Source organism: Sinorhizobium sp. (assembly GCF_059070375.1).
Genome location: NZ_JCACWC010000001.1, coordinates 232718 through 255039 on the forward strand (window position 1 = coordinate 232718; position 22322 = coordinate 255039).

The following is a 22322-nucleotide window of genomic DNA, read 5'->3' on the forward strand; positions in this document are numbered from 1 at the left end:
CGAAATCCCAGCATCGAAGCCGCTCAGCATCCTCGATCACGAGCCCGACCACTGCCACTCCTCGGACCCCAAGGTGATAGCTCCGCTGACGATGTGCCCTGAAAGGTCCGCCCAAATCGGATCGCTGATGAAACTTGCGAGGTCACCGCTCGATTGCACCAAAGGCATCGCCGCGTATGTTTCAAGAGGCGTCTCGGCTCCTCTGAAGAGCTTGATCTCCCGGAAGGGATTGCCGTTGAGAGGCTTCAAGACACGATGGCCCCAAAGCCCAGGTTGGTCGTCTTCACGCATTTCGGTCAGGAAATCGAAATCACCCGATTGCTCAAGCCCGATGACGGTGAGATAGCGCATAAGCGGGTAGTAGATCGTCTGGCGACATCCCCCAAGCGCTCTCACGCCGGGCAAAATGGAAGTCACCAGGAACACAGTATAGAGGCTCGGCACGATCGCTCGCTGCCGAAGCGCCGCAGCGATGCTGTCCGGCCGGAACTTCACTTCGAAGTCCGACGGACACTTGGCCCTGAGGGCGTTGTCCTGGAGGCGGAGCGGAACAATCCTCCCTTTTTCCATGCGCCAGAAGAGAATCGGTCGTCCTGCGGACCCAACCCTGCCACGGTCCAATGTTCAGGCGATCCATGGCATCCAGGATGCTCTCGGCGACCTTTCCGTCTCCGATGAAATCAGCCGACATCCAGGATCCAGCGTCTTCGAGATGGTCGGCGACCAGGTCTGCGATGTCGAAATCATCGAGCTGAAGCAGCTTGATGGGGGAGGGGAGCTTGCCGCGCCAGAGGGTTTGATTGGCCGCCCTGATTGCGTCGGCCGCAGAACCAAATTCCTCCGACGGCAGTTCGCCGAGGAGGCCGGCGGCAGTGGCATTTGGTGCCGGATCGCCTTTGGCATTCGAGAGCGCGAAGCGATAGGGACCATTCAACCCGCAGATGCTGAATGAATCCATTCGGCTCCGGGGTAAGCCGAAGACGTTGAGGGGCTCGTCTTGAAGCCAGAGCCAGCCCGGACCCTTCTTTGCCTTTTCCGAGAAACTGACCGTCGAGGCATGATAGGTGATGTACCATTCGCGGCCATGGGCCTGCAGGCCTAGCAGGCTGAACAGATGCGTGTAGAACGCATCCGGCTCGATCAGCAGCAGGCAATGCGGACCGGTCTGCAGTATCGGTGACCCCATCAACTGAAGGCTGGCGCTTCGAGCTTCCTCAGGGTCGTAACCGGATCTGAGAGCTGCCCGCTCGACGCAACGGCATAGCAGCTCCATTGCATGGCGACGCGCGCAACACTCGGAATGGAATTTCTCGACGTCGTGGGCAACCGACGCGTAGTGTCGAAGGGGACATTCCCAATAGGAGGTAAGATGCGGCATCAAGGCAGACAACGTGCGGCGCACGTCGGCTGCGCTGCAATGCTCGCCGGCCTTTCCGATTATCCTCATTTCATGACGCCGAGCTTGGGGGCGAGCAGCATCATGGTATTCGCGCTACGCCACGTCAGATCAGGAGCCAAGGCCTCTGCCTCGGTATCGATGATCGCCGCTGGCAATCGTTCGTAGCAATAGTTCGGTGGAATTGCCGGCTTCACCATCAGCGAAACCAGTTCCAACATGGAAGCGCGGGAGTTGGATGACACGATGGTGTAGAAATTCCCGCTGTTCCAGGTCAGCACTGAGTATCGGAAAAACGCCCGCAGAGCGGCTACCGTGGTCGCCAGATCGACTTGAAGATCCGTCATCGTGTTAAGGACTTCATCCTTTTTCTTGGAGATGCGACCTGTGGAGAAGAATCGGGACTTGAAAAGCTCGTCCTTCTGCCGCTCGCGTTCCTCATAGATGTCGCGGTCTTCATGCGCGAGCTTCTGCACCTGCACGAGGAGGCCGCCAGACCGGATGCGAGGAACAACGAACTCCAGCTGCTTTAGCCGATCACGGTCGTACATCTGAAACGTCGTGTCTTCCAACAGCACGTCAAAGCCGCCCCGAAATGGGAGAAGATCCTTGTCGGTCGCGTATCGATCGTCGTCCAACTCAAAGAATGGGCCGTGGAAGAAGTGCGCGTGCTCGCTTCCCCGGTTCGCGAAGAACGACGCTCGATTGGCTGCGGTTGGACTGCAGCAGAGCGCCTCGATGCGACCATCGCCAAGCGTGGCGAGCGTGCGCGCGAGGCAACCGGTGCCCGTGCCCAACGTGTATATTGTCGTTGGGGAGGCGTTGCGCGCCCAGGTCCTTAAGGCGAAGGAAAGTAGTGCAGCACCCAGACGGCACTCCTCTTCAAGCCTATAGGGAATACTGGCAAAGTAATGGCTGTCAAAATGGCCCCAAAGACGCCGATGCGTATCCGCGAAAATTGCACTCTCGAGATCAAAGTCGAGCAGGCTCATGTCGATTTTCGGTTCGGCAAGGTCCGGTGCTCCACCCTTTCCGCTGGCGGTTCTTTCGAAGAACTCTGCGAACGCGGTAAGTCTGGGAGCATTCCGCCAATGTTCAATAGTTATTCGATCCACCATCGCTACCTCCCGATATAGCCGGCGGGTGGCGTGCTTCATCTCAGCCATCGTCGAGATGTTTTATTTGCCGCCCGCATCTGCCATGCGTGAGCTTCTGATCTCATCTGTGGACCGAGCGGAGCGGGTAGCCAATCTACCTAATTCGGGAGGTTGACCGTTCCGGGAATGTCGAAAGAGAGGGACGGGCCGCGAATGCGATCGGGCGCGGTCAGATTTTGATCAACTCGAGGAAGCTTGCCTTGGCAACGGCGTGATAACTTGTAAAAGCACCGAGTTTTTGTCTTGCCGATCGCAGGTACAACTTCACCGCGTTTTCTGAGATGCCTAGATCCGCGGCTATTTGTTTGGAAATCCGACCTGTTGCAAGAAGCTGAAGGCACTGGCTTTCGCGCCTGGAGAGGTTCCGGTAGCGGCCAATCTCTCGAAGACCGCTTGCAGACAGCATCGTCTCATGAAGGTAGTGGGAAAGGATCTGCAGCTCGTGAATGCTCGAAGCGCGTAGCCGCGACCAGTCGCGCTTGGGCAGGTTCGAGGTCACGGAAAAGAGAGACCGTTCGCCTTTCGAGCCTCGGATGGGGATCGTCAAGCCATAGGGGCCAATATCGTACGAACGCGCTTCCTTAAACAATCGGTAGACCTGTGCTGACCGCCGATCAAGAGAGGACCAGTCCACCGGGAGGAACCCCCAACGGACGACGTCAATCACCGGGTCTATGTCGAAATAGCCCTTGTCGATGTATATCTCAGTCCACGTATCTGGATATGTCGTGCAGTAGTCAGGGTACAAACCCGACCTACCTCCGTTGCGAACCACAAGCAATGTCATGTGCGACAGGCCGTGTCGCACGCAAAGTTCGCACAATGCGGGGTGAAGGTCCTCGCGATGCTTCGCTGCGTGGAGCGTCCTCAGGGACAGTGAGAGTCTGCGGTTGTCGACCATCGGTGGAAATTTCAGTTTGCTGCCAACGCTCTGTGTTTCGACCCTGACTGTTCAGATCGGAGAACCGGATCTTAGTGGCAGCGCTCGGGCAGCGAAATTGTAGGAAGATGCAAGTGGCCGAACTCGTCGCCAGTGCGCAATCTCATTGGGTTCACGTTGGATGAGGTGCAAGGACTTTGGGTAAAAACGGGGAGCTGGTGTTCTTACCTTCGGCGTCGGCGTCAGAGCTAACAAGAACTCAGGAGGGGGTTCGGCGGGTAGGTATTGAGCTGGCATCCAGTTCTTTCGCATCGTCACGGTCGGGGTATTCAACCGCTCTCGAACCTCCAGGTAACGCTCGGCCACTTGGCCGAGCTGACAATCCTCTATCTCGAGCGGCAGATCACTGGCGAGGTACGCCCATGGCGCCGCTGCCTAAGCCAGCTTGCGGGGTTTGACCCGCCATGGCTGCGGCACCATCACCCGCGGTCGCGTCGGGAGCCTCGTTTCTCGTCCCTGAAGCTTGCGCCGAGAGGACAGATCATCCGGGCGCCCTAACGGGCGATCTCATAAAGCGTCGTTGAAAGGCGCCTCGGCAGCGCGCGATGCCTTCGCCACCACCACCCATCAAACGCCGAGGCTGTTGTTCTTCAACGGCAATTGTCGGATGCGCTTGCCAGTGGCCGCAAAGACCGCATTCAGAACCGCTGGTCCCGCTACCGCGATCGTCGGCTCGCCGACGCCGCCCCAGAAATTCCCCGATGGCATGAGAATGGTTTCGACGGCCGGCATCTGGTCCATACGCATGACCTCGTAGGTATCGAAATTCTCCTGTTCGACGCGACCGCCATTGATCGTGCACTCTCCATAGAGACAGGCTGAAAGACCATAGACGAACGAGCCCTCCACCTGCCGCTCGGCTTGGGCGGGATTTACAATGTGGCCCGGGTCCGTCGCCGCGACGATGCGGTGGATCTTAAGCTGACCGTCTGTGACCGAGACTTCCGCCGCGGCTGCGACGTAGCTGCCGAATCCCATGATCTGGGCAAGACCGCGATGGATCCCGTTTCCTGCCGGCTTTTCCCAGCCGACCCGTTCGGCGACTGCCTCGAGAACGGCAAGGTGCTTGGGATGGTCGACGAGCAGCTTGCGGCGGAATTCGAGTGGATCGATGCCGGCCTCATGCGCCAGTTCATCGATGAAGCACTCGACGTAAAGCGCGTTCTGATTGAGGTTGACCCCACGCCAGAAACCGGGAGGAACTGGCGGATTGCGCATGGCGTAATCAATCAGGAGATTGGGAATGGTGTAGCCAAAGGCGCCCTCCGTCCCGCCATCGTTCAGACCTTGGAAGACGGCCGGATCGCGACCGGTTTCGCGCACTTCGGCGCGAAGTGGCCACAGAATTGACTGGCCGCTGATCCGCATATGAAGAGCAGCCACGTTACCACTGGCGTCGAGCGCAGCTCTGAAACGACATTGCGTTACCGGGTGGTAGGCACCGTGAAGCATGTCCTCTTCGCGCGACCAGATCAGCTTCACCGGTGTGCCCGGGAGTTCCTTGGCGAGCTTTACGGCCTGACGGACGTATTCCTGATAGTTGCCGCGCCTGCCGAAGCCGCCACCGAGGTGGAGCTTGTAGACCTCGCATTGCTCGATCTGCAGGCCGGATGCTTCGGCCGCGGCGGCAAGGCTCATCTCTCCGTTTTGTGTTGGCACCCAGACTTCGCATTTGTCCGTCGTATATCGCGCCGTAGCGTTCATCGGCTCCATGGTGGCATGGGCTTGGTACGGAAAGGAGTAGGTCGCCGTGACCACTTTGGCGTCGCCGTCAAGCGCGGCTCGCGCATCGCCGATCGCCGTGCCAGCGACGACGTCCTCCGCATCCAGTCCTTCTCTCAGCATCGCGGCAATCATTTCGCTGGTGACGTTCGTGTTCGGGCCTTCATCCCAAACGATCGGCAGCGCATTAAGGGCGGAATGCGCCTGCCACCACGTGTCGGCAACGACGGCAACGGCCGTGTCATCGACCTGGACGACCTTTCGTACGCCGGGCATTCCAGATACGACCGTCGCGTCGAAGCTTGCAACTTTGCCTCCAAAGACCGGGCAGACCTTGATCGAGGCGTTCAACATGCCCGGTAACGTCAGATCGACGCCATAAATCTGTTTGCCTATGAGCTTGTCGCGCGTGTCGAGCCTCGGTAGCGGCTTTCCGGCGATCTTCCACTCCCGCGGTGCTTTTAGAGCGATGTTCGTCGGCAGCGGCATCTGTGCGGCTAGCGAGGTGACCGTGCCGTATGTGACGGTGCGACCCGAAGAAGCGTGGGTGATGACACTGTTCGCGGCCGAGCACTCGTCAGCGGGCACCTCCAAAGGCTCGCGGCAGCTGAGATGAGCATTTGCCGTGCGGCCGCTCCGCCCTCGCGCACATATTGGTGTGACTCACGAATACCGCGGCTGCCGCCGGTCGAAAAGCTGCCCCAAACGCGGTTTCGCCTTAGGCTGTCCCCGGGAGTGGGATATTCGGTGGTCACTTTCGACCAATCGCACTCGAGCTCTTCGGCCACAAGTTGTGCGAGACCTGTCAATGTTCCCTGGCCCATTTCCGAACGAGCGATGCGGATCACCACGGTGTCATCCGGGCGGATGAGCACCCAAGCGTTGATCTCAGGAAGGACGGCGGAGCGCCCCTCAGCCTGCGCCGCAAAGGGCACATGGAAGCCGAGCGAGAGGCCGCCGGCCGTGGCGGCGGTGCCAATGAGGAATTTGCGGCGCGACAAGGTTGCGACTGTCATGGTCAGGTCCTCATCTTTTCTGGGATGCGCTGGCGGTTTCAGCGGCGAGTTTGATGGCGGCGCGGACGCGGTTATAGGTCCCGCAGCGACAAATGTTGGTAATCTCGGCGCTAATATCGTCGTCGCTCGGGCTTGGCGTGCTGCTGATGAGGGCGGCGGCCGCCATGATCATGCCAGCTTGACAGTATCCACATTGTGGAACGTCGAGCGCCAGCCATGCCTGCTGGACCGGATGGGAGCCGTCCTCGGACAGGCCTTCGATCGTGACGATCTTTTGACCTGATTCTACTGCACTGACCGGCAACGCGCAGGAGCGCGTCGCAACACCGTCTATATGGACTGTGCAGGCGCCGCATTGCGCTATCCCGCAGCCGAATTTGGTGCCGGTCAGACCCACCTGTTCGCGTAGTACCCAAAGAAGGGGGGTCTCGGGATCTACCTCAATATTCCGCGTCTCGCCGTTGATGGTCAATTGAGCCATGATACCTTTCCTTGCCGGGTTAGCGGCGGCGAACCGCCAGCGATTGCTTGAACGTTGACCAGTCGCATGCTTGCCTCACTGGGTCGTCTCGCCAGGATTACTCCGCAGATAGGAGATGATCGCCGATCGCTGCGCCGCGTCGCGAATGCTGACGCTCATCGTGGTGCCCGGCACAGCCTGGCGTGGATTGTTTAAGTAGTCTTGCAGACGCTCTTCGTCCCAGACGAATCCCGATGCGCTGAGTGCCTTCGAGTAGCGAGCGCCTTCCACACTACCGGCTGAGCGGCCAACGAGCCCGGATAGATGCGGACCGACACGGTTTTCGCCCGGATTCAGGCTGTGGCAGGAGGCGCAGCGGGTGCGAAAAAGTCTCTCGCCTGCGGTAGCCGCCGGTTCCTGTGCCGGGCTCGCGCCAGGCCAGAGCAGGGCACCGAGAATGGGAGCGGAGATCAGATGCTTGTTTTTCATGAACAATCCTCGGAGTTGGCGGCTGCGAGGCAGGGCACGAACACCTCCCGTGCAGATCGCTTCGACAACCGAAGGATAGTTGGCGTTTGTCGCAGAGATTTGCCGGTGGAACTGCCGAGTTGTAACGAATTATCTCAAAGCATGCTGGACGAGGCCGCGTACGAGACAGGCTGGCCTGGTGCCACAGGCGCAGGGCGATCGAGTTCCCACGCCACGACGGTTGGTTTGGCGCTGCGGCTTTGCTCCGCCCGCGCGAGTTTCCCTGGTGAAAGTGTCAAGCTGAATTTCGGCTCTGCTGAGCTTTGTTTTTGACGCATATTAGGCCGCTACTCGGATTTGAATTATATTTCCGGCACCTTACACTAAGCTGTCCGACACATGCCGATACAATTTACCATAGAATCTGGGAAAATATTGCGACAAGTTGCGGCTAAGCTTCAACCGTCAAATAATCCCTCAAGAAAGTTCTGAAGCATGAAACGTAAACTCGTCGAGAGTGAGCCTGGGTATCTTCGTGATCGCCGTGAAGCTGGTGCGCGGCCAGCGGCGAACGTATTAGCGGGTTTACTGCTGAGTGCAGCTTCGATCCTTTGCGCCGCGATGATTGTTCTGGCGGCTGACCTTACCGAAGAGACTTGCGCGGCTCAGACAGCAAGTGCCGAAAAACAAGCGCCGTGCCTGAAGCTGGCGCCGGCTCAGGCCTACGGCGTGCAAACGTAATTGCGGCACACAAGCTGAAAAGCCGCCAATCAGGGAAGGGCGCGGCTGCACACATCGCCATTGCACCGCCGGCATGCGGTATGCGCTCGTCGCCGATCCGGACGGTAGGGTTGCCGCTATCCGCGCAAGGGCCGCCGGAACGCCTTATCCACAGCCAAGGTAGCAGCGCTTCAAGCGCCTCGATCCGACTTGGGAAGCGTTATCGTCGCGCTCAGGCCATTCTTCAGTCGCGACAGGGTGATGTCGCCGCCGTGGTGGCGAACGGTTGCCCGGGCGATCGACAGGCCTAGGCCAACCCCGCCTGTTTCGCGATTTCGCGAGGACTCCAGTCGGAAGAATGGCTCAAAAACACGCTCGAAATCTGCTTCGGGAATCCCGGGCCCCTTGTCCTCAATTACGATTCGAACGGAGGAGGGCGTCTCATTGAGCTGGACGCGAGCCTCGTTGCCGTAGCGCACGGCGTTTTCGATCAGGTTGCGGACGGCGCGCCTGAGCCCGTCCGGACGGCAGCGATAGGTGATCTTGGGGCTATCGAGAAATTTTACATTCTGCCCGAGGTCAGCAAGGTCGTCACAGAGGCTTTCGATCAAAGCCGTCAAATTGACGGTACGGGTTGGCTCCGTCACGGCCTCCTCGCGCGCAAAGGCAAGCGCTGCCTCGGTCATCGTCTGGATCTCGCCGATCGTCGCCATCATTTTCTGCTGAGCGTCGCTATCCGTCACGAATTCGGCCCGCAGACGCAGCGAAGTAAGCGGCGTGCGAATATCGTGACTGATCGCAGCGAGCATGCGCGTCCTATCCTCGACGAAGCGCGTAAGTCGCGCCTGCATCCGGTTGAAGGCCTCCGTCGTCCTGCGGATATCATCGGGACCCGTTTCCGGCAGTGGCTCAACGGACTGGCCTCTGCCGAGAGCCTCCGCGGCGCCGGCCAGCCGGCGCATGGGTCTTGCCATGCGGTTAGCTACGAAGACACCGATCAACGCAAGCGTTGTCGCGGTGACGGCGAGCGAGACGAGGGACTGCGTGTTCCAGAAAGGATTCGGCATCGTCTTGCGATAGACGGAGTTCAGCCAGCGCCCATCGCTGAGTTGGACCGCAAGCCCCATGCCGTGGGAATCGCCCAGCGGAAGAAACTTGGCAAACCGGGGCAGGCTCCATACGTCAGTCGAAAGTCGCGTCCAGCCCTCAGAGGCAATTGCCCTTTCGAAAAGCTGGAGGCCCTTGGCTGACGGCGTCTTGGCTGGCCCAGCCGAGGTTAGCTCAGGCGGGCGATAGGCTGGGAGCAGGTTGGGTAGCGGTTCCTCCAGTTGCGCGACTGCCTGTTTTCGCCAGGCGAGCGTATCGACGGGATCGTGTCCCGACATCCAAAAGCGTGTGTACGTTGTTCCGCTTGCCCGCAGGACATCGGTATGGAAACCTGGAGGAATGGACTCGAGCAGAGTTGCAAGCGACGCCGTACGGCTCAAGAATTCACCCTTCGATGCCGCACGCAAAGCCTTGTCGCGTTCGTCCCAAGAGATCAGAAACCCGATCGCTTGCGACAACACAAGCGCCATCAACAGAAAACAGATGAACTGAGCCGCGAGGCTCTTCCTCCACCACCGCATCAGTAGGTTTCTACCTCCGCCACGAAGCTGTATCCTCCACCCCAGTGCGTCTTGATCAAAGATGGATTTTTCGGGTCGCTCTCGATCTTCTTGCGCAACCGACTGACCTGGTTGTCGATGCTGCGATCAAAGCTCTCGGCCGCACGCCCAGCCGTCAGGTCAAGCAGCTGGTCACGGCTCAACACCAGACCGGGGTGCTCCAGGAAGGCATTGAGCAGCCGGAACTCCGCCGTGCTCAACGCCACGCTCACGCCATCGCGCCCGAGGAGCTCCCGGCGGCCAGTGTCGAGTTCCCAGACGTCGAAGCGAATCGATTTGGCCTTGATCCTTCCGCGCTGGGGCGGGAGGCTGTTGACGCGCCGCAGCACCGCCCGGATCCTTGCCAGGAGTTCGCGCGGGTTGAACGGCTTGGTGATGTAATCGTCGGCGCCGAGTTCCAGGCCGACGATCCGGTCCGTCCCGTCTGCCATCGCCGTCAGAAAGATGACCGGCAGCTCCGTCGTCGTGCGCAACTGACGGCAGACGGTCAGGCCGTCCTCGCCAGGCATCATGATGTCCAGCACGACGAGATCGGGGGCGCCCTTCTCCAAGAGGCGTCGAAGCGCTTCGCCGTTTTCCGCGACGGAAACACGGTAGCCCTGTTGTGTGAGATATTTCCCGACCAGGTCGCGAATATCGCGATGATCATCCACAACGGCGATGTGAGGCGTCGGTTGCATATCGCTCCAGTCCGGGGCGGAGTTGTCTTTACAAACACATATCGCCAGCGCCCAGGCTCCGCATTCAAAAAAGTGTATCAAACAGTGTCAACTGCGAAACCTCGGCCTCGACGATGGCATTCTGTTGTACGCCCCATATTGCCCGGCAACATGACTAAATCGGGAAATTTGCGGCGGCACGAGCATCCAAGACCACCCAACGGCGTTGATACACTTTGCCCCGAACAGCACATTCACTCGCATAACCACGCGACAACTTACCTCTAGGGTCTCTCCTGTCCGACGCCTCGCGGTTCCCTCGCATCTGTTCGGACTTCGTCGCCATCGCGCTCTGACACCTCCCGAGCCAGGGCTGCGATAGCGAACACGCACAAAGGAGAATTCAATGACTACCAAGCACTATATCGCAGCCGCCATCGTCTCGTTTGGGACGCTTACGAGCTTCGGACCCGCGCTCGCCGCCTTCGACTACTACGAAGGCGTTGATATCAATGCGAAGAGCCGAGCCGCTTCGCCCGCCAAGAAAACCGACGATAGCGCGACCGGCGGCATCAGGACAAATTCCGCCACATATGGCTTCCCAAGCACGGTGAAACCGGTTCAACGGGTCGTGAAGGGCGGTGAAGGTGGATACTACCAGGGACTCAGCCGCCAGCGTTGAGAGCATTCAGAAGAGCGTCGCTTGCTGACCAGCTTCTGTTTGCTGGCCAACCGGCAGCAACGTCATCGCCTCTACAGGGAACGGCCTCTGCAGCGCCTTGGCGTCCTTCCAATCGGCCATCAGCCACAGCTCGATTTCCTCCGGCTCGGTCAGGATGATGGACATTGCTTTCGGATGGATCGGCTTGACGACTGAGTTGGCCTCGCAGGTGAGAAGGCGAACAGTTCGTGCTCGCCGACCCGCGGGGCCAAGGGGAAGAGTCGAGGTTGCGAATGTTGGTGACGCCGTAATCGGGCCTACCATTTGTGACCGTCGGCGGCGACGGCATGCCCCAGGTCAGATTGACCAGCTCGCGCTCGCCATCGGCGTTGTTGCGGATCACACGCCCTACTTGTCGGGGAGTACCTCCGTTGTCGGGCTGGCCCGGTGGTCATGTCGCTATGCCGGCGCGCCGCATGCCACAACTCATCAAGTTCGACTTCGATGCGGTATCGATTGCACATCCACGCACTCCGAACGCGGCCGATCCTGCCGAGCCGCCAACCATTGTTGCTCTTGTTTCCGCAGCGTGAACATCGGAGCTTCGACCGTAATTCGTCACGGGTGCTCTGGCTGCCGAACCTGGAGGCGATCTCCCAGCGGTTCACCCAATTGCGAAAATCACACGCAGCGCGCGCCAAGGATTTTTGCAGGATGGCTCACCGCGTGCGGGCAAAGCAGACCCACGTATCACCGCAACTACGCGCTGTTCAGTCAGGCACTCGGTTGATCTTGTTTAAAACTGCGTGGACTCGCTTGTCAGACTCGACGGAGCGATCTGCCTCATCCACTCACCGTCCTATCGCGGCCATCGGCGGGCGGGTGCTGAAACGGCCAAGGACGCAACTGTCACCGCGACCGCACGGGCAGGACAGCATCTCACTCTACATCGCGCACGCCAACTGCCTTTATAGCGCTTGATACATAACGAAGGCGTCAACGTAGCCATGCGTCGGGTGCCTGAACGCGCCGGGCAATGTGCCCACGACTTCAAAACCCATTTTCTGCCATAGCGAAATGGCCCGCAGGTTGGTGCTCACGACGAAGTTGAACTGCATCGCCCGATATCCGTTGGCGCGGGCGGTTGCCATTGAGTGTTCGCACAAACTACGTGCGACGCCTTTACCGGTCGCATTAGGTGCTGTGACGTATCCACAGTTGCAAACGTGCTGACCACCGCCCGCCTGATTGGAACGAATGTAATAGGTGCCGAGGATGGCGCCCGCTTGCTCGGCTACGTACACTTCCTTGTCTGCTCCCATCCAGTACGCGAGAGCCTCTGCCCGGCTCAGGTTGGGATCAAGCGCATAGGTTTCTCCCGCTCGGATTATGGGTTCAATAATCGACCAGACGGCGGGAGCGTCTGCGGATGAGGCGGGGCGAATATACATGGCGGCATCATTAGCCTTGGCGGTAGGCGCTGAGAAGCGGGTCATGGTGTTTTATCCTTTGCGGACTGGCAAATGGCGGCTCCGCCTCGGCGCTTCGAGGTTGCATCACCCCTCCACGCGAAATCGAAAGAGCCAACCTGACCTTTCGTCCCGAGTTTGTGCTGATGGGCCGAGGAATCCGGCCGGTACGCGGCTGAGGCTCTGCGGCTTGAGCGTCATCCGCACCGTCATGGCATCGACCAGCATCTTGTCCCAGCCGGAGAGGAAGCACCCGAGATGGTGCTTGCTCCGCGCCGAACCGGCGGCGGCGGCATCCACAGCGTCGCTTGGCCGGTTATGGGCGCGGAGCGCTGGTCAGCGTTGATCGAGCAATTTGATCTGGAGATCTTCCCAGTGCTCCTGGAACGCCTCCCGCGCCGTATCGTAGTGTCGGCTTTTTAAGCTGTTGATGAGCCGCTCGTGTTCTTCCGCCATTTCTTCGGCAGTGGCGTAGAAATCCTGCCGCTGTGCGAGGAGCAGCTCGATCTCGCCCTCGAGGTCTGAATAGGTTCGCTTCAGCCGAGGGCTGCCGCTGGCGGCGATAATCGCGCGGTGGAAGTCACGGTCCGCGCCAACCAACAGGGATCTGTCGGTGGATAGAGTCGACCTGTGCATAACCTCGACCGCCTCCAGCGCCTGAGATGGGATGATGCCGGTCAGCACGATCAGACGAATGGCCTCGCCTTCGATGGCGCCGCGCACGCGTGTGATATCGACGATATCGTCGGGCCCGAATTCAGGCACCACAAAGCCTCTGTTCGGTATCTGCCGCAGTAGGCCCTGCGTGACGAGCACCTGGGCTGCTGTACGGAATGTATGCCGCGAGGTCGAATGCTCCTCGCACATCCTCACGTCGCGAAGGAACTCGCCCGGATGGAAATCTCCCGACAAGATGCGCCGTCGCAAGGCGTGTGTCAGGGTTTCCACCGCGCTAGCCGGCATGGGCTCGACTTTCATCTCAAGATCATCGGCTTGATTCGTGGCGTGCAGCGTCGGCATGGCTGTGGCTTTGCTCGTTGATTTTGTTTTCATACCTACGCCACATGCGGCGGCATAGGGCAAGGGAGATGATATTGTGCCCCCCGGCTGCATGGGGGTGAGATCCTAGATCTGCACGGACCGAAGCGCCTCGTCGACGCCCTCGAGGAGACGCGCCGCGTTGGCCGATGTGAAGATGAGCGGGGGCCTGATCTTCAGGATATGAGCGTCCGCTCCCGTCGCGGAAATGAGGATGCGCCGGTCGCGCAATGCATTGACGGCAGCAAGTGCACGGTCCATGTCCGGCGTTTTCCGGTCTCTGTCCCCGACGAGTTCGACGGCGAAATAGAGGCCGGCCCCGCGAACATCGCCGACGAATTCATATTTCTTCTGCAAGTCCCGCAGGCCGTCGAGGATTTCGCCGCCGACCTTGGCGGCGTTGTCCAACAGGCCCTCTTCGAGGATCGTGTCGAGCACGGCCCTTGCAGCGGCGATAGCGACGGAGTTGCCGCCAAACGTGTTGAAGTAGCGCATGCTGGAACCGAATTCGGCGATGAGTTCAGGCCGCAGGACTACGCCGGCAACGGGATAGCCGTTGCCCATGGGCTTGCCCATTGTCACGATGTCCGGATCGACCTTGTGACGGGAGTGACCCCAAAAATGGGTGCTGGTCCGCCCGAATCCGGACTGCACCTCGTCGGCGATGAACAGGCCGCCTGCCTTGCGCACCACTTCCGCCACTGGCGCCAATACGTCCGTCGGATCGACATAGAGGCCATCGGAGGAGAAGACGGAGTCGGCGATGAAGGCCGCTAGGCCGCCGCCGTGCCGCTCGATGTCCGCGATCTGCCGTGCGACGTCCTCCGCCATCCGCCGGCCGATTTCCTCGACGGGTAGGCGGTAGGAATCGGGCGCGGCGACCGTGCGGACATAGGGATCCAGAGCCGACTTCTTGCCGAGCGACGGCGAGATTGCCGCCACCGCGCCGCTGTTGCCGTGATAGGCTTCGGCCGTGACAATGACGCCGGTCTTGCGTGTGTGGTAACGCGCGATACGCAAGGCGAGATCGTTGGCTTCCGAGCCGGTGCATGTGAACATCGCGCATCCGGTTCGGCCGAGTTCGCCACCGAACGTATTGATCAGGGCTTCGGCATAGTCCAGCAGGGGCTCCTGCATGTAACGCGTGTGGGTACAGAGTATCTCGAGCTGCTTCTGGATCGCCTCGATGACGCGTGGATGAGAGTGACCCAGCGATACCACGTTGTTATAGGCGTCGAGATATTCGTCGCCGTGCCTGTCATAGAGGAAGACGCCCTTGGCACGGAAGATCTCAACCGGCGACTTGTAGAAGAGCCGATAAGCGGGCCCGAGCAGCCTTTGCCGCCTGGCGATATGCGCCAAATCTTCACTTGTGAGATGAGACGTGTCCTGGGGGTTGAAGCCATTTGGCATGTCGCCACGGAAGCCCTTGGGCAGGGTAGTCGATTGCTGGGGCATCACGGTTCCTATCGTGTCAGAAGATCGGAAATCTGTGCGGTCGAAATCGAGTGGAACCACTCGAGGTGGGTCCAGCCGACTTCGGTATTGCGCAGGATATAGCGGCTATTCTCGGGGAATATTCCGGCGCGCCAGCACGTCAACAGCGCACGGACCGCAAGACGGCCCATCGACAGGAAGGGGATGAGCCGGAGTTCCTCGTCCGTCAGTTCGGCGTGGCGGAGATAGCCGCGCAGAACGTCGCGCGGTTCGTCGAACAGGTCACGCCGGTTCCCATGGTCGAACGTTTTTGGCATTTGATTCATCAACGCCGTGGAGACATCAACGGCGACAGCGGTACGGACCGCATCGCCGAAGTCGATGACGCCGGTCAGGAACTGCGGGCTGGCGTGATTGACGACTAGGTTCGACGTATTGAAGTCGTTGTGGAGCACCTGCCGCCGGCACAGGTCGAGGCTCGGCTTGACTTCGGCAAACCGCTCGAGCGCGCGGACGGTCCAGGCCCGCTTGCCGCCCCTGGGGATGAAACTCAACAGATCGGCGAGATCGAGCAGATGGGTGACGTCCCATGCCAGCGCCCGGCCGTCTGCGGGATGCGAGAAATCGGCCATGGAATGACGCAGCTTTGCCAGGATTTCACCGATCCGCTCGCGCTGTGGGGCTGTGGCAGATGTCCGGTCGAGCGGCGTACCGGGGAGGAAGGTGATGAGCCGCACCACCCGCCGCTCGCCGGCCCTGGTGGTGACGCTGGGCAAATCCACACCGTCGGCGTCGCGAAGTGCACGGGGGACGGGTAGATCTGGCGCCCGCTGCTCGAGATGACGCAGCAGGGCGACCTGAAAATCGAGCTCCTCCATCCGCTCGGAAGGATGAGCGATCTTCAGCACAAACTTCCCCCGGGCCGCGCAGTTGAGGAGGAACGTGTCGTCTTTCTCGGTTTCAAAGCGCGTGGCCGAGCCTCGCGCGCCATATAGCCGTTCGGCGATTTCTTCGGCTTCCGCAGCGCCCACGGGGTGGCACACCTCGGAAAGCTCAGGGACGCGGGCTGGCCCGCACTGATGCTTGTGACCCATCTTTAACTCATTCAGATACTGCCTCTGGAATGGGCAGCTCGAGGCCTTAGTATCTCACTTTCCAATTTTTGTACAACAATTTATTTTTTGATTGAAATTTCTTGCCGTTTGAATGGTCTTTCTCTGCCCAAGGAAGATTAACGAATTCGCGAGATTTTTGGTAAATCCGTACACCAAAACAAGCGAATACCAGGGATTTGCGTCGCATCACCGCGCAATTTGTGTTGTGTGAATAACGACGCACTCAAGCTGCCGGAAAGCAGCAGGACGATCAGTCTTGAAAAATTGTTGGACAATTTAATTGCCATTGCCACAAAGTTATGCCAATGTCCTCCCCACTGGCCGGAGTGCAGCAAGCAAGTTGGAGTGCTCCGCTGGGTGAATTGGCCCGATACCAAAAGAGGCGAAGGCAATGAAACTGATCAGATACGCTGCCGCATTGCGGTCTATCGGCACCGCGACTCTTTAGACGAGGCGGCATGCCCAGCAACCTGACCTTGTATAGGCACACTGTGCCGTGAAAATTGGAAGGAATACACGCCATGACTCGATTTCGACCGAAGTACGTCACCTTCGACTGCTACGGCACACTCACCAATTTCGATATGGCCGGCGCTGCGCGACGCGTCTACGCCGAGCGCCTCTCCCCAGAAGCGATGGCCGGCTTTGTCGAGGCTTTTAGAGGCTATCGCCTTGACGAGGTGTTAGGGCCATGGAAACCTTTCCTCGAAGTGGTGCACAATTCCATCGAACGCACTTGCAAACGCATCGGTATCCCGTTCAAACCCGAAGACGCGCAACGCGTGTATGACGAAGTGCCAACCTGGGGTCCGCACCCGGACGTCCCGGCTGGCCTGTCCAGGGTGGCCGAGGAAATTCCGCTGGTCATCCTGTCGAACTCCATGAACAGCCTGATCATGTCGAACGTGGAAAAGCTGGGCGCGCCCATCCATATGGTCATCACGGCGGAAGAAGTCGGGGCATACAAACCTCTGATGAAGGGCTTCGAATACATGCTCGACAAGCTCGGCTGCGGGCCCGAAGACATTACTCATGTGTCCTCATCCTTCCGTTACGACCTGATGACCGCCTATGACCTGGGCATCAAGAGCAAGGTCTGGGTCAACCGCGGCCATGAGCCAGCCAATCCCTATTACGAATATACCGAGGTCGAGGATATCGGCGGGTTAGCCGCCGCCGTTGGCCTGGAGCCCGCACTCAAGCGCGCCTGAAAAAATAACGCTCAGGCACTGTTGCTACGATGAGACCGGGGCGGTTCATTCGCCCCTTCTCTTTATCGTTCGAAGGGGAGCAAAGCACGGCCTTTCCGGGGACCCCTTCCGCACGAGTGACCTGCTGGCGTTAGAGGATGGTGTGATCCGAACGTGACGCAACGGCACGTCGCTCTCGGGACGCGTTCGTTGCACGGCCGCTATCGAGTCCGCTTCGAATAACAGGGGCTGTTCCTCAACGACCGGGGCGTACAGCGGTCGTCCGCGAAGGGTGCGGGAATGACTGGACCGGGTGGCAAGCGGTCGCTCGCAGCGATTAGCATGAAGGGGCGCGATGCGAGACGAGCCGCCGTTCAGCGTGACCTGCTTCATTTCGGATCTGCGAGGATCCTTGGGGCGACGGCAAAGATCAGAGATTTGCCAAGGTGGAATTCTGGGAACCTATGACTGCAGAAGGAAGCGAGCGGGCGCTAAACCAAAGTTTTTCCAGGCCCGGACGCACCTCTTGGAACGCGATGTCGATGCCCGTTTGCTCGAGAAACTGGCACGCAAATTGCCACTGTCATACTCCAGTTAAGGCACCCGGTCAGGTGCAACTATACCGCCTTCATTCTCAAGAATGTCGATGCGTTTAGCTTCTGATCCAGTAAATTTCAGGCGCACACCAATGCCGGCGCCATTGTCAGGAATGAAGACGGCGCCGGCTCTTTCCAGAGCCGATTGCAAGGCAAACATTTCATCATCACCCGGTTTGTCGAGCTTGCGCTCAAAACGAAGCACGGTTTCCACGCCCACGCCGGCAGATATTGCGAGACGCTCGGGCGAGAGGTCGGTAAGTGCACGTGCCGCACGACATTGGGAGCCAGTGATCATGGTTATTCTCCTTTTCTACAAACAAGACCGCCCCAGCATCGGGGCGATCAATCGTAGCCATTCGGCCAGCAAGGTGGCGAATTTGCCACGCTCGAGCTGATCGGGGAAAGGATCCCGATGCCAGCGATAATCGTTCTCTACTTTATGCAAGAAGGCTTGACGTCTCGGAGGAACGGAGGACTTCGCTTTCCGCCCGATGTTGAGTAACCGCAAACACCGTCAGCTTGTGCCCCCTATCATCCCGTCCGCTCCAATCCATGGTCTTACCGGCGGACAAGCCGAGAAGGCCAGTTCCGATGGGGGTCAGGATGGATATCCTGCCTTCGGAAATATCTGCGTCTATCGGGAACACGAGTGTCACTGTTCGCCCATCAACGGTGTCAGCTTCATACTCAACCGTCGATCCCATTCGAACGACATTCGGAGGCCCCGAGGTGCCCGCAACCACGAGTGCGCGTTCGAGCTCAATCAAGAGACCATCGGAAACCTCGGGAAGGCGATCAGCCGCAGCAAGAGCAAGTTTATTCAATCGCTGGTGATCCGTCTCGCCAATCACGATCGAAGGCTTTTGTGAGTTCTGGAGGTGCTTCTTCATTTCCGTTCCTCAGTGTTCATCTTAGTGCCACCGAATGCGCGACATTGGTCCGCCATGGGATACCGTTGACCTGCCTTGCCTCGATCATAAAAATCGCCATCACCTCCTCGGGGGATTGGGCCAGCCGGAGCCCCTCCCTGATCAGCGGCGCGCGCACCATACGGAATAGTCGCGACAGCGCAGGCAAGAAGGTACGAGCCTCAGAGCGGGGCCAAAGCACGGTAAAGACGAGATCGACGGGATCGCTGTCGGGGGTGTTGAAATCTATCGGAGGAGCCAGTCGCGTAAATGACGCTACAGGCGACGAGATTGAGCGCAGCAATGCGTGCGGGACGGCGATGCCACGCCCGATGGCGGTTGAGCCGAGCCGCTCCCGCCTCCAAATGCTCCGAAGAATCGCTTGGTCATCAAGCCCGGTTCCTCGCGCAAATTTGACAGCGATCCTGGACAGCGCCGAGTGCTTTCCCTTTGTCGCAAGGTCAAGAGTAATATTTTCTTCTGACAGGTTGCCGAACGTCATCATGGTTGCTTCTTAGCCGATACGCGCGAGCGCAAACGAACTGCGTTTGGCACGCCGTCTGCTGCGCTTATTGATTGAATCGAGGATGTGGCTGACCCGGACGCGAAGCCGGTAGAGTTCACGTCCGGGCTAGAGGCCTGCTTTGAGGCGTTGTGGCTCTCTCTGTGGTGCGAAAGTATTCATAGTAACTAAAACATGGGGACGGAATTCTCGAAATCAAGCGCGCGGCTAGGACGTGGATCGCTCTGAATTCGTGGATATCTCGCGTTCAGTAGACTTCCGGCCATCAGAGGGCGGTGAGGCCGAAAATTCGGAGGGATGCAGAAATACTGCACTGAAATGCCAGTTTATTTCATTGGACTAATATTACCGCCTGGTTCTTGAATGGCTGCACGCGACAGGTCGTACGAGCAGCCATTAGCCGCCGGAATTTCCGCGATCTCGGCTTTGAACGGAGAAAAGGATCTCCCCGATGAAAAAACTCTTCCTCGTTCCTGTTCTGACACTGGCCAGCACGCTTGGTGCCATGGCTGCGGATGAAGCCGCAAAGGCGCCGCCGGCCGCCCCTTATCAGCAGGTCAGCAAGCTGGTGAAGTTACCCGATTTCCTCCCCGGCATTGGCCAGCTCTTCGTCGATCCGGCGACACTGCCGGCTGGTCCGTTCCTCGCATATAATCATGACGGAAAGCTTGTCAGCACGATCTACATGCTGCCGACCAAGGATCTCAATCCGGACAGGTCGTTCGATAATCTTGCAGCGCCCGGAGGCAGCGTCGACCATGTCGACGTCTACTACAATGCCGGCCATCCAGGCGTGGAAGAGCCGCATGTCCATGTCGTCCTGTGGCATGTTGCAACTGCCGGCGAAGCGAGCGTCGCCAAATGAGTGTCGCGCGGCGTGAAGTGCTGGGTCTCGGTGGCGGGCTCGTCGCCGTCCTTTCCCTGTCCGGGCGGGACGTATGGGCCGAGGAGGTAGTGGAGATCCGGATGCAAGGGCGCGCCTATGGCTCACATGCCTGGTTTGACCCGATCGGTCTCCTGATCAAGCCGGGTCAGATGGTCCGCTGGACCAACACCAACCCCGGCAATTCGCATACGACGACCGCCTATCATCCAGCAAATTTCGGGAGGCCGCGGCGCATTCCTGAAAGGGCTAAGTCCTGGGATTCGGACTATCTCCTGCCCGACGCGAGCTTCTCGGTAACCTTCACCGAGCAAGGAGTTTATGACTACTATTGCGTTCCACATGAGCTGGCGGGAATGGTCGGACGCATCATAGTCGGCGAACCAGAACCGCATGGCGGCTGGATGGAGGCGATCGCTTCAGGGAGCGGCCTACCGGATCAGACCCTCAAGGCGTTTCCAACGGTCGAAGAAATAATGGCAAAGCGGATAGTCCGGCGGGTTTAGAGCCCCCGCGTTTCGACGCTGGCCAGCCAACAAGCGAACAAATGAGTCCGATGGCGAAGGGACCGTAGTCCGCGCACCGGCAACCACGAGGGGCTACCATGACAGACACTGCGTTTCGGGCAGACCTGCAGCCGCAGGCGGGAAGCAGCGGCGGGACAGTGGCAGCCAAACAGCGCGAAGGCGCAATGCGTCGGCTTCACTCCTTGGGCGAGATGACCGGCGGTATTGCCCATGATCTCAGAAACATCCTGGCGATCGTTGACTCCGGCCTGAGGCTCGCCGCACGAAGAGCCGACCAGCCGGAGAGCGTGCGCGCCTATATTGCCGCGGCGCAGGAAGGCGTCGACCGGGGTGTCGCATTGATTACGCAGTTGCTCGCTTTTGCAGACCATAGGGAACTCGACCTCAGAGTGCGCGACCTGAACGCGTGCGTCAGCGCTGCCGCGCCATTCCTTAGATATGGTGCGGGACCCGACGTCCGCGTCAGGTTCGAGCTGGGTTGCGACGTACCAAGCTGCCAGATCGAACCAACGCTTTTCGACGCCGCGGTTCTTAATCTTGTCCTCAACGCTCGCGATGCCATGCCAGGCGGCGGCGAGATTTGCATCGGAACGGAGCGGCTGGTTGAGCCCGACAGTGCGCCTGGCCTGCCGGCGCCGGGAACCTATGCCCGGCTTCGCGTCGACGACCACGGCTGCGGCATACTACCGGACGTTCTGCAAAAGGTGCTGGACCCGTTCTTCACGACCAAGGGCGAGAACGGCACCGGAATGGGATTAGCGCAGGTGCGCGCCTTCATGCAGATGGTCGGGGGTCATCTCCGAATTGCCAGCGAGCGAGGCACCGGAACCACAGTCGATCTGCTATTTCCATCGACCGACGCGGCCGCTTAGGCCTCGATGTTGCCTTCGGAGATCGCGCGCAAGCCGGCAAGCGCCGGTCCCACAACACTCTCGTCGGCATTTGCCGACCTCACCGAGTAAATCGGATAGGAGAATTGCGGCATGTCGGGTACGAGATGGAGCTCACCCGCCGCTAAATGGGGCTCCACCGCGCTCATCCTGAAGTAACCTGAGCCGCCGCTCGCAAGGACATAGCTAAGTGCCAGCGGACCGAGATCGAAGGCGAGGTCCGGTGCGACATCCGGGAAATTCGTGTCGTGTTGTCGCCCGAAATCCGGCCCCCAATCCATGTAGACGTAACTCGTCTCCTCAAGGCGCTTCGCTTCCGGATCGGTTGTCATAAGCACGAGCTTTTCTTCCATCAGCAAATCGATCTGGAGGCCGGGGCGAATTTGGGGCGCATACATGATCGCCACATCGACCATCCCCGAGGCGACCTGATTATTCAAATCCTGGGGCACGTCGACATGGACGCGAAGCGAGATATCCGGAAGGGATTGACGAATCCATCTGACCCAGTTCAGCAGGAGTGGTTGCGCAAGCGTGACTTCGCTGCCGACCGTCAGCACTGCTCGGCGCCCTGCCGGCACTTTGACCTGTTGACGAGTGCGCTGCCATAACTGGACGAAAGTCGGCGCGTGGCGCAGGAACTGCTCGCCCGCCGGGGTAAGAGACGCGCCACCCTTGTTCCGAACGAACAGCGGCCGGCCAAGCAGTTGTTCGAGGTGGCGAATCCGCGCGCTGACCGTGGTCTGAGCAACATTCAAGCGCTCCGCGGCGCGAATAAAACTTCCCGTTGAAACTATTTCCAGGAAAGTACGGGCGAGCTCAATATCCATTTTGATATAGCATAAACGTTGCTCTTAAATGTCAATCAAATTCGTTT

The 22322-nt window shown here is 59.4% G+C and carries 21 protein-coding genes and 2 pseudogenes; 6 read left to right on the plus strand and 17 right to left on the minus strand.

The features are described from left to right. Nucleotides 1–36: 36 nt before the first annotated feature. From AC5J09_RS01125 to AC5J09_RS01150, 6 genes and pseudogenes are all read right to left on the minus strand, one after another. Nucleotides 37–1273, minus strand: a pseudogene (locus AC5J09_RS01125) (hypothetical protein). Between the two features lie 170 nt (nt 1274–1443). Continuing rightward, on the minus strand, nt 1444–2514 hold the full coding sequence (locus AC5J09_RS01130) for a class I SAM-dependent methyltransferase (protein ID WP_494296625.1): 1071 nt from the start codon (nt 2512–2514) through the stop codon (nt 1444–1446). A gap of 208 nt (nt 2515–2722) precedes the next feature. Further along, on the minus strand, nt 2723–3454 hold the full coding sequence (locus AC5J09_RS01135) for a helix-turn-helix transcriptional regulator (protein ID WP_494296626.1): 732 nt from the start codon (nt 3452–3454) through the stop codon (nt 2723–2725). 606 nt (nt 3455–4060) lie between these two features. Further along, nucleotides 4061–6231, minus strand: a pseudogene (locus tag AC5J09_RS01140) (xanthine dehydrogenase family protein molybdopterin-binding subunit). Nucleotides 6232–6241: 10 nt separating this feature from the next. After that, the gene (locus AC5J09_RS01145; protein ID WP_275598376.1) at nt 6242–6712 is read right to left on the minus strand and encodes a (2Fe-2S)-binding protein; all 471 of its coding nucleotides are present in this window, start codon (nt 6710–6712) and stop codon (nt 6242–6244) included. Between the two features lie 75 nt (nt 6713–6787). Further along, a complete protein-coding gene (locus AC5J09_RS01150) occupies nt 6788–7180 on the minus strand; it encodes a c-type cytochrome (protein ID WP_494296627.1) in 393 nt (130 codons plus the stop codon). A gap of 474 nt (nt 7181–7654) precedes the next feature. Between AC5J09_RS01150 and AC5J09_RS01155 the strand changes: the two genes are divergently transcribed. Continuing rightward, nucleotides 7655–7900 carry a hypothetical protein gene (locus AC5J09_RS01155; protein WP_494296628.1) on the plus strand — a complete coding sequence of 82 codons (246 nt, stop codon included), beginning with the start codon at nt 7655–7657 and terminating at the stop codon, nt 7898–7900. Nucleotides 7901–8070: 170 nt separating this feature from the next. Here AC5J09_RS01155 and AC5J09_RS01160 read toward each other — a convergent pair whose 3' ends face one another. Then, nucleotides 8071–9507: a sensor histidine kinase gene (locus tag AC5J09_RS01160; protein ID WP_494296629.1), complete on the minus strand. Its 1437-nt coding sequence runs from the start codon at nt 9505–9507 to the stop codon at nt 8071–8073. Further along, entirely contained in the window at nt 9507–10226 is a 720-nt protein-coding gene (locus tag AC5J09_RS01165; RefSeq protein ID WP_494296630.1) for a response regulator, read from the minus strand. The genes AC5J09_RS01160 and AC5J09_RS01165 overlap by 1 nt, the downstream gene beginning before the upstream one ends. Nucleotides 10227–10611: 385 nt before the next feature. On the opposite strand from AC5J09_RS01165, the gene AC5J09_RS01170 reads away from it, so the two are divergent. Next, complete coding sequence (locus AC5J09_RS01170) at nt 10612–10887, plus strand: hypothetical protein (RefSeq protein ID WP_494296631.1); 276 nt, start codon at nt 10612–10614, stop codon at nt 10885–10887. A gap of 6 nt (nt 10888–10893) precedes the next feature. Here AC5J09_RS01170 and AC5J09_RS01175 read toward each other — a convergent pair whose 3' ends face one another. From AC5J09_RS01175 to AC5J09_RS01195, 5 genes are all read right to left on the minus strand, one after another. Beyond that, nucleotides 10894–11190 (minus strand): SOS response-associated peptidase family protein, encoded by a 297-nt coding sequence (locus AC5J09_RS01175; RefSeq protein WP_494296632.1) that lies wholly within the window; start codon nt 11188–11190, stop codon nt 10894–10896. A gap of 644 nt (nt 11191–11834) precedes the next feature. Beyond that, on the minus strand, nt 11835–12317 hold the full coding sequence (locus AC5J09_RS01180) for a GNAT family N-acetyltransferase (RefSeq protein WP_494297042.1): 483 nt from the start codon (nt 12315–12317) through the stop codon (nt 11835–11837). A gap of 354 nt (nt 12318–12671) precedes the next feature. Then, nucleotides 12672–13355, minus strand: coding sequence for a GntR family transcriptional regulator (locus AC5J09_RS01185; RefSeq protein WP_494297043.1), 684 nt, complete (start codon nt 13353–13355; stop codon nt 12672–12674). Between the two features lie 105 nt (nt 13356–13460). After that, complete coding sequence (locus tag AC5J09_RS01190) at nt 13461–14831, minus strand: aspartate aminotransferase family protein (RefSeq protein ID WP_494296633.1); 1371 nt, start codon at nt 14829–14831, stop codon at nt 13461–13463. An 8-nt stretch (nt 14832–14839) separates the two neighbouring features. Then, nucleotides 14840–15841: a phosphotransferase gene (locus tag AC5J09_RS01195; protein WP_494296634.1), complete on the minus strand. Its 1002-nt coding sequence runs from the start codon at nt 15839–15841 to the stop codon at nt 14840–14842. 605 nt (nt 15842–16446) lie between these two features. Between AC5J09_RS01195 and AC5J09_RS01200 the strand changes: the two genes are divergently transcribed. After that, the gene (locus AC5J09_RS01200; RefSeq protein WP_494296635.1) at nt 16447–17136 is read left to right on the plus strand and encodes a haloacid dehalogenase type II; all 690 of its coding nucleotides are present in this window, start codon (nt 16447–16449) and stop codon (nt 17134–17136) included. Between the two features lie 573 nt (nt 17137–17709). Here the strand turns inward: AC5J09_RS01200 and AC5J09_RS01205 are convergent. The 3 genes from AC5J09_RS01205 to AC5J09_RS01215 form a co-directional block, all read right to left on the minus strand. Beyond that, a complete protein-coding gene (locus AC5J09_RS01205) occupies nt 17710–18009 on the minus strand; it encodes a helix-turn-helix domain-containing protein (RefSeq protein WP_324765209.1) in 300 nt (99 codons plus the stop codon). Between the two features lie 142 nt (nt 18010–18151). Next, nucleotides 18152–18604 (minus strand): nucleoside diphosphate kinase regulator, encoded by a 453-nt coding sequence (rnk, locus tag AC5J09_RS01210; protein ID WP_494296636.1) that lies wholly within the window; start codon nt 18602–18604, stop codon nt 18152–18154. A 16-nt stretch (nt 18605–18620) separates the two neighbouring features. Continuing rightward, the gene (locus AC5J09_RS01215; protein WP_494296637.1) at nt 18621–19127 is read right to left on the minus strand and encodes a PTS sugar transporter subunit IIA; all 507 of its coding nucleotides are present in this window, start codon (nt 19125–19127) and stop codon (nt 18621–18623) included. Between the two features lie 469 nt (nt 19128–19596). Between AC5J09_RS01215 and AC5J09_RS01220 the strand changes: the two genes are divergently transcribed. The 3 genes from AC5J09_RS01220 to AC5J09_RS01230 all read left to right on the plus strand — a co-directional run bounded on the left by AC5J09_RS01220 (nt 19597) and on the right by AC5J09_RS01230 (nt 21427). Beyond that, a complete protein-coding gene (locus AC5J09_RS01220) occupies nt 19597–20010 on the plus strand; it encodes a DUF5602 domain-containing protein (RefSeq protein ID WP_324765212.1) in 414 nt (137 codons plus the stop codon). Beyond that, nucleotides 20007–20534 (plus strand): plastocyanin/azurin family copper-binding protein, encoded by a 528-nt coding sequence (locus AC5J09_RS01225; RefSeq protein ID WP_440853857.1) that lies wholly within the window; start codon nt 20007–20009, stop codon nt 20532–20534. Before AC5J09_RS01220 ends, AC5J09_RS01225 begins: the two co-directional genes overlap by 4 nt. A gap of 98 nt (nt 20535–20632) precedes the next feature. Next, nucleotides 20633–21427 (plus strand): ATP-binding protein, encoded by a 795-nt coding sequence (locus tag AC5J09_RS01230; RefSeq protein ID WP_338280703.1) that lies wholly within the window; start codon nt 20633–20635, stop codon nt 21425–21427. Here the strand turns inward: AC5J09_RS01230 and AC5J09_RS01235 are convergent. Further along, nucleotides 21424–22275, minus strand: a complete 852-nt coding sequence (locus tag AC5J09_RS01235) for a LysR family transcriptional regulator (protein ID WP_494296638.1) — start codon at nt 22273–22275, stop codon at nt 21424–21426. The two genes, AC5J09_RS01230 and AC5J09_RS01235, sit on opposite strands and share 4 nt — an antisense overlap. Nucleotides 22276–22322: the final 47 nt, after the last annotated feature.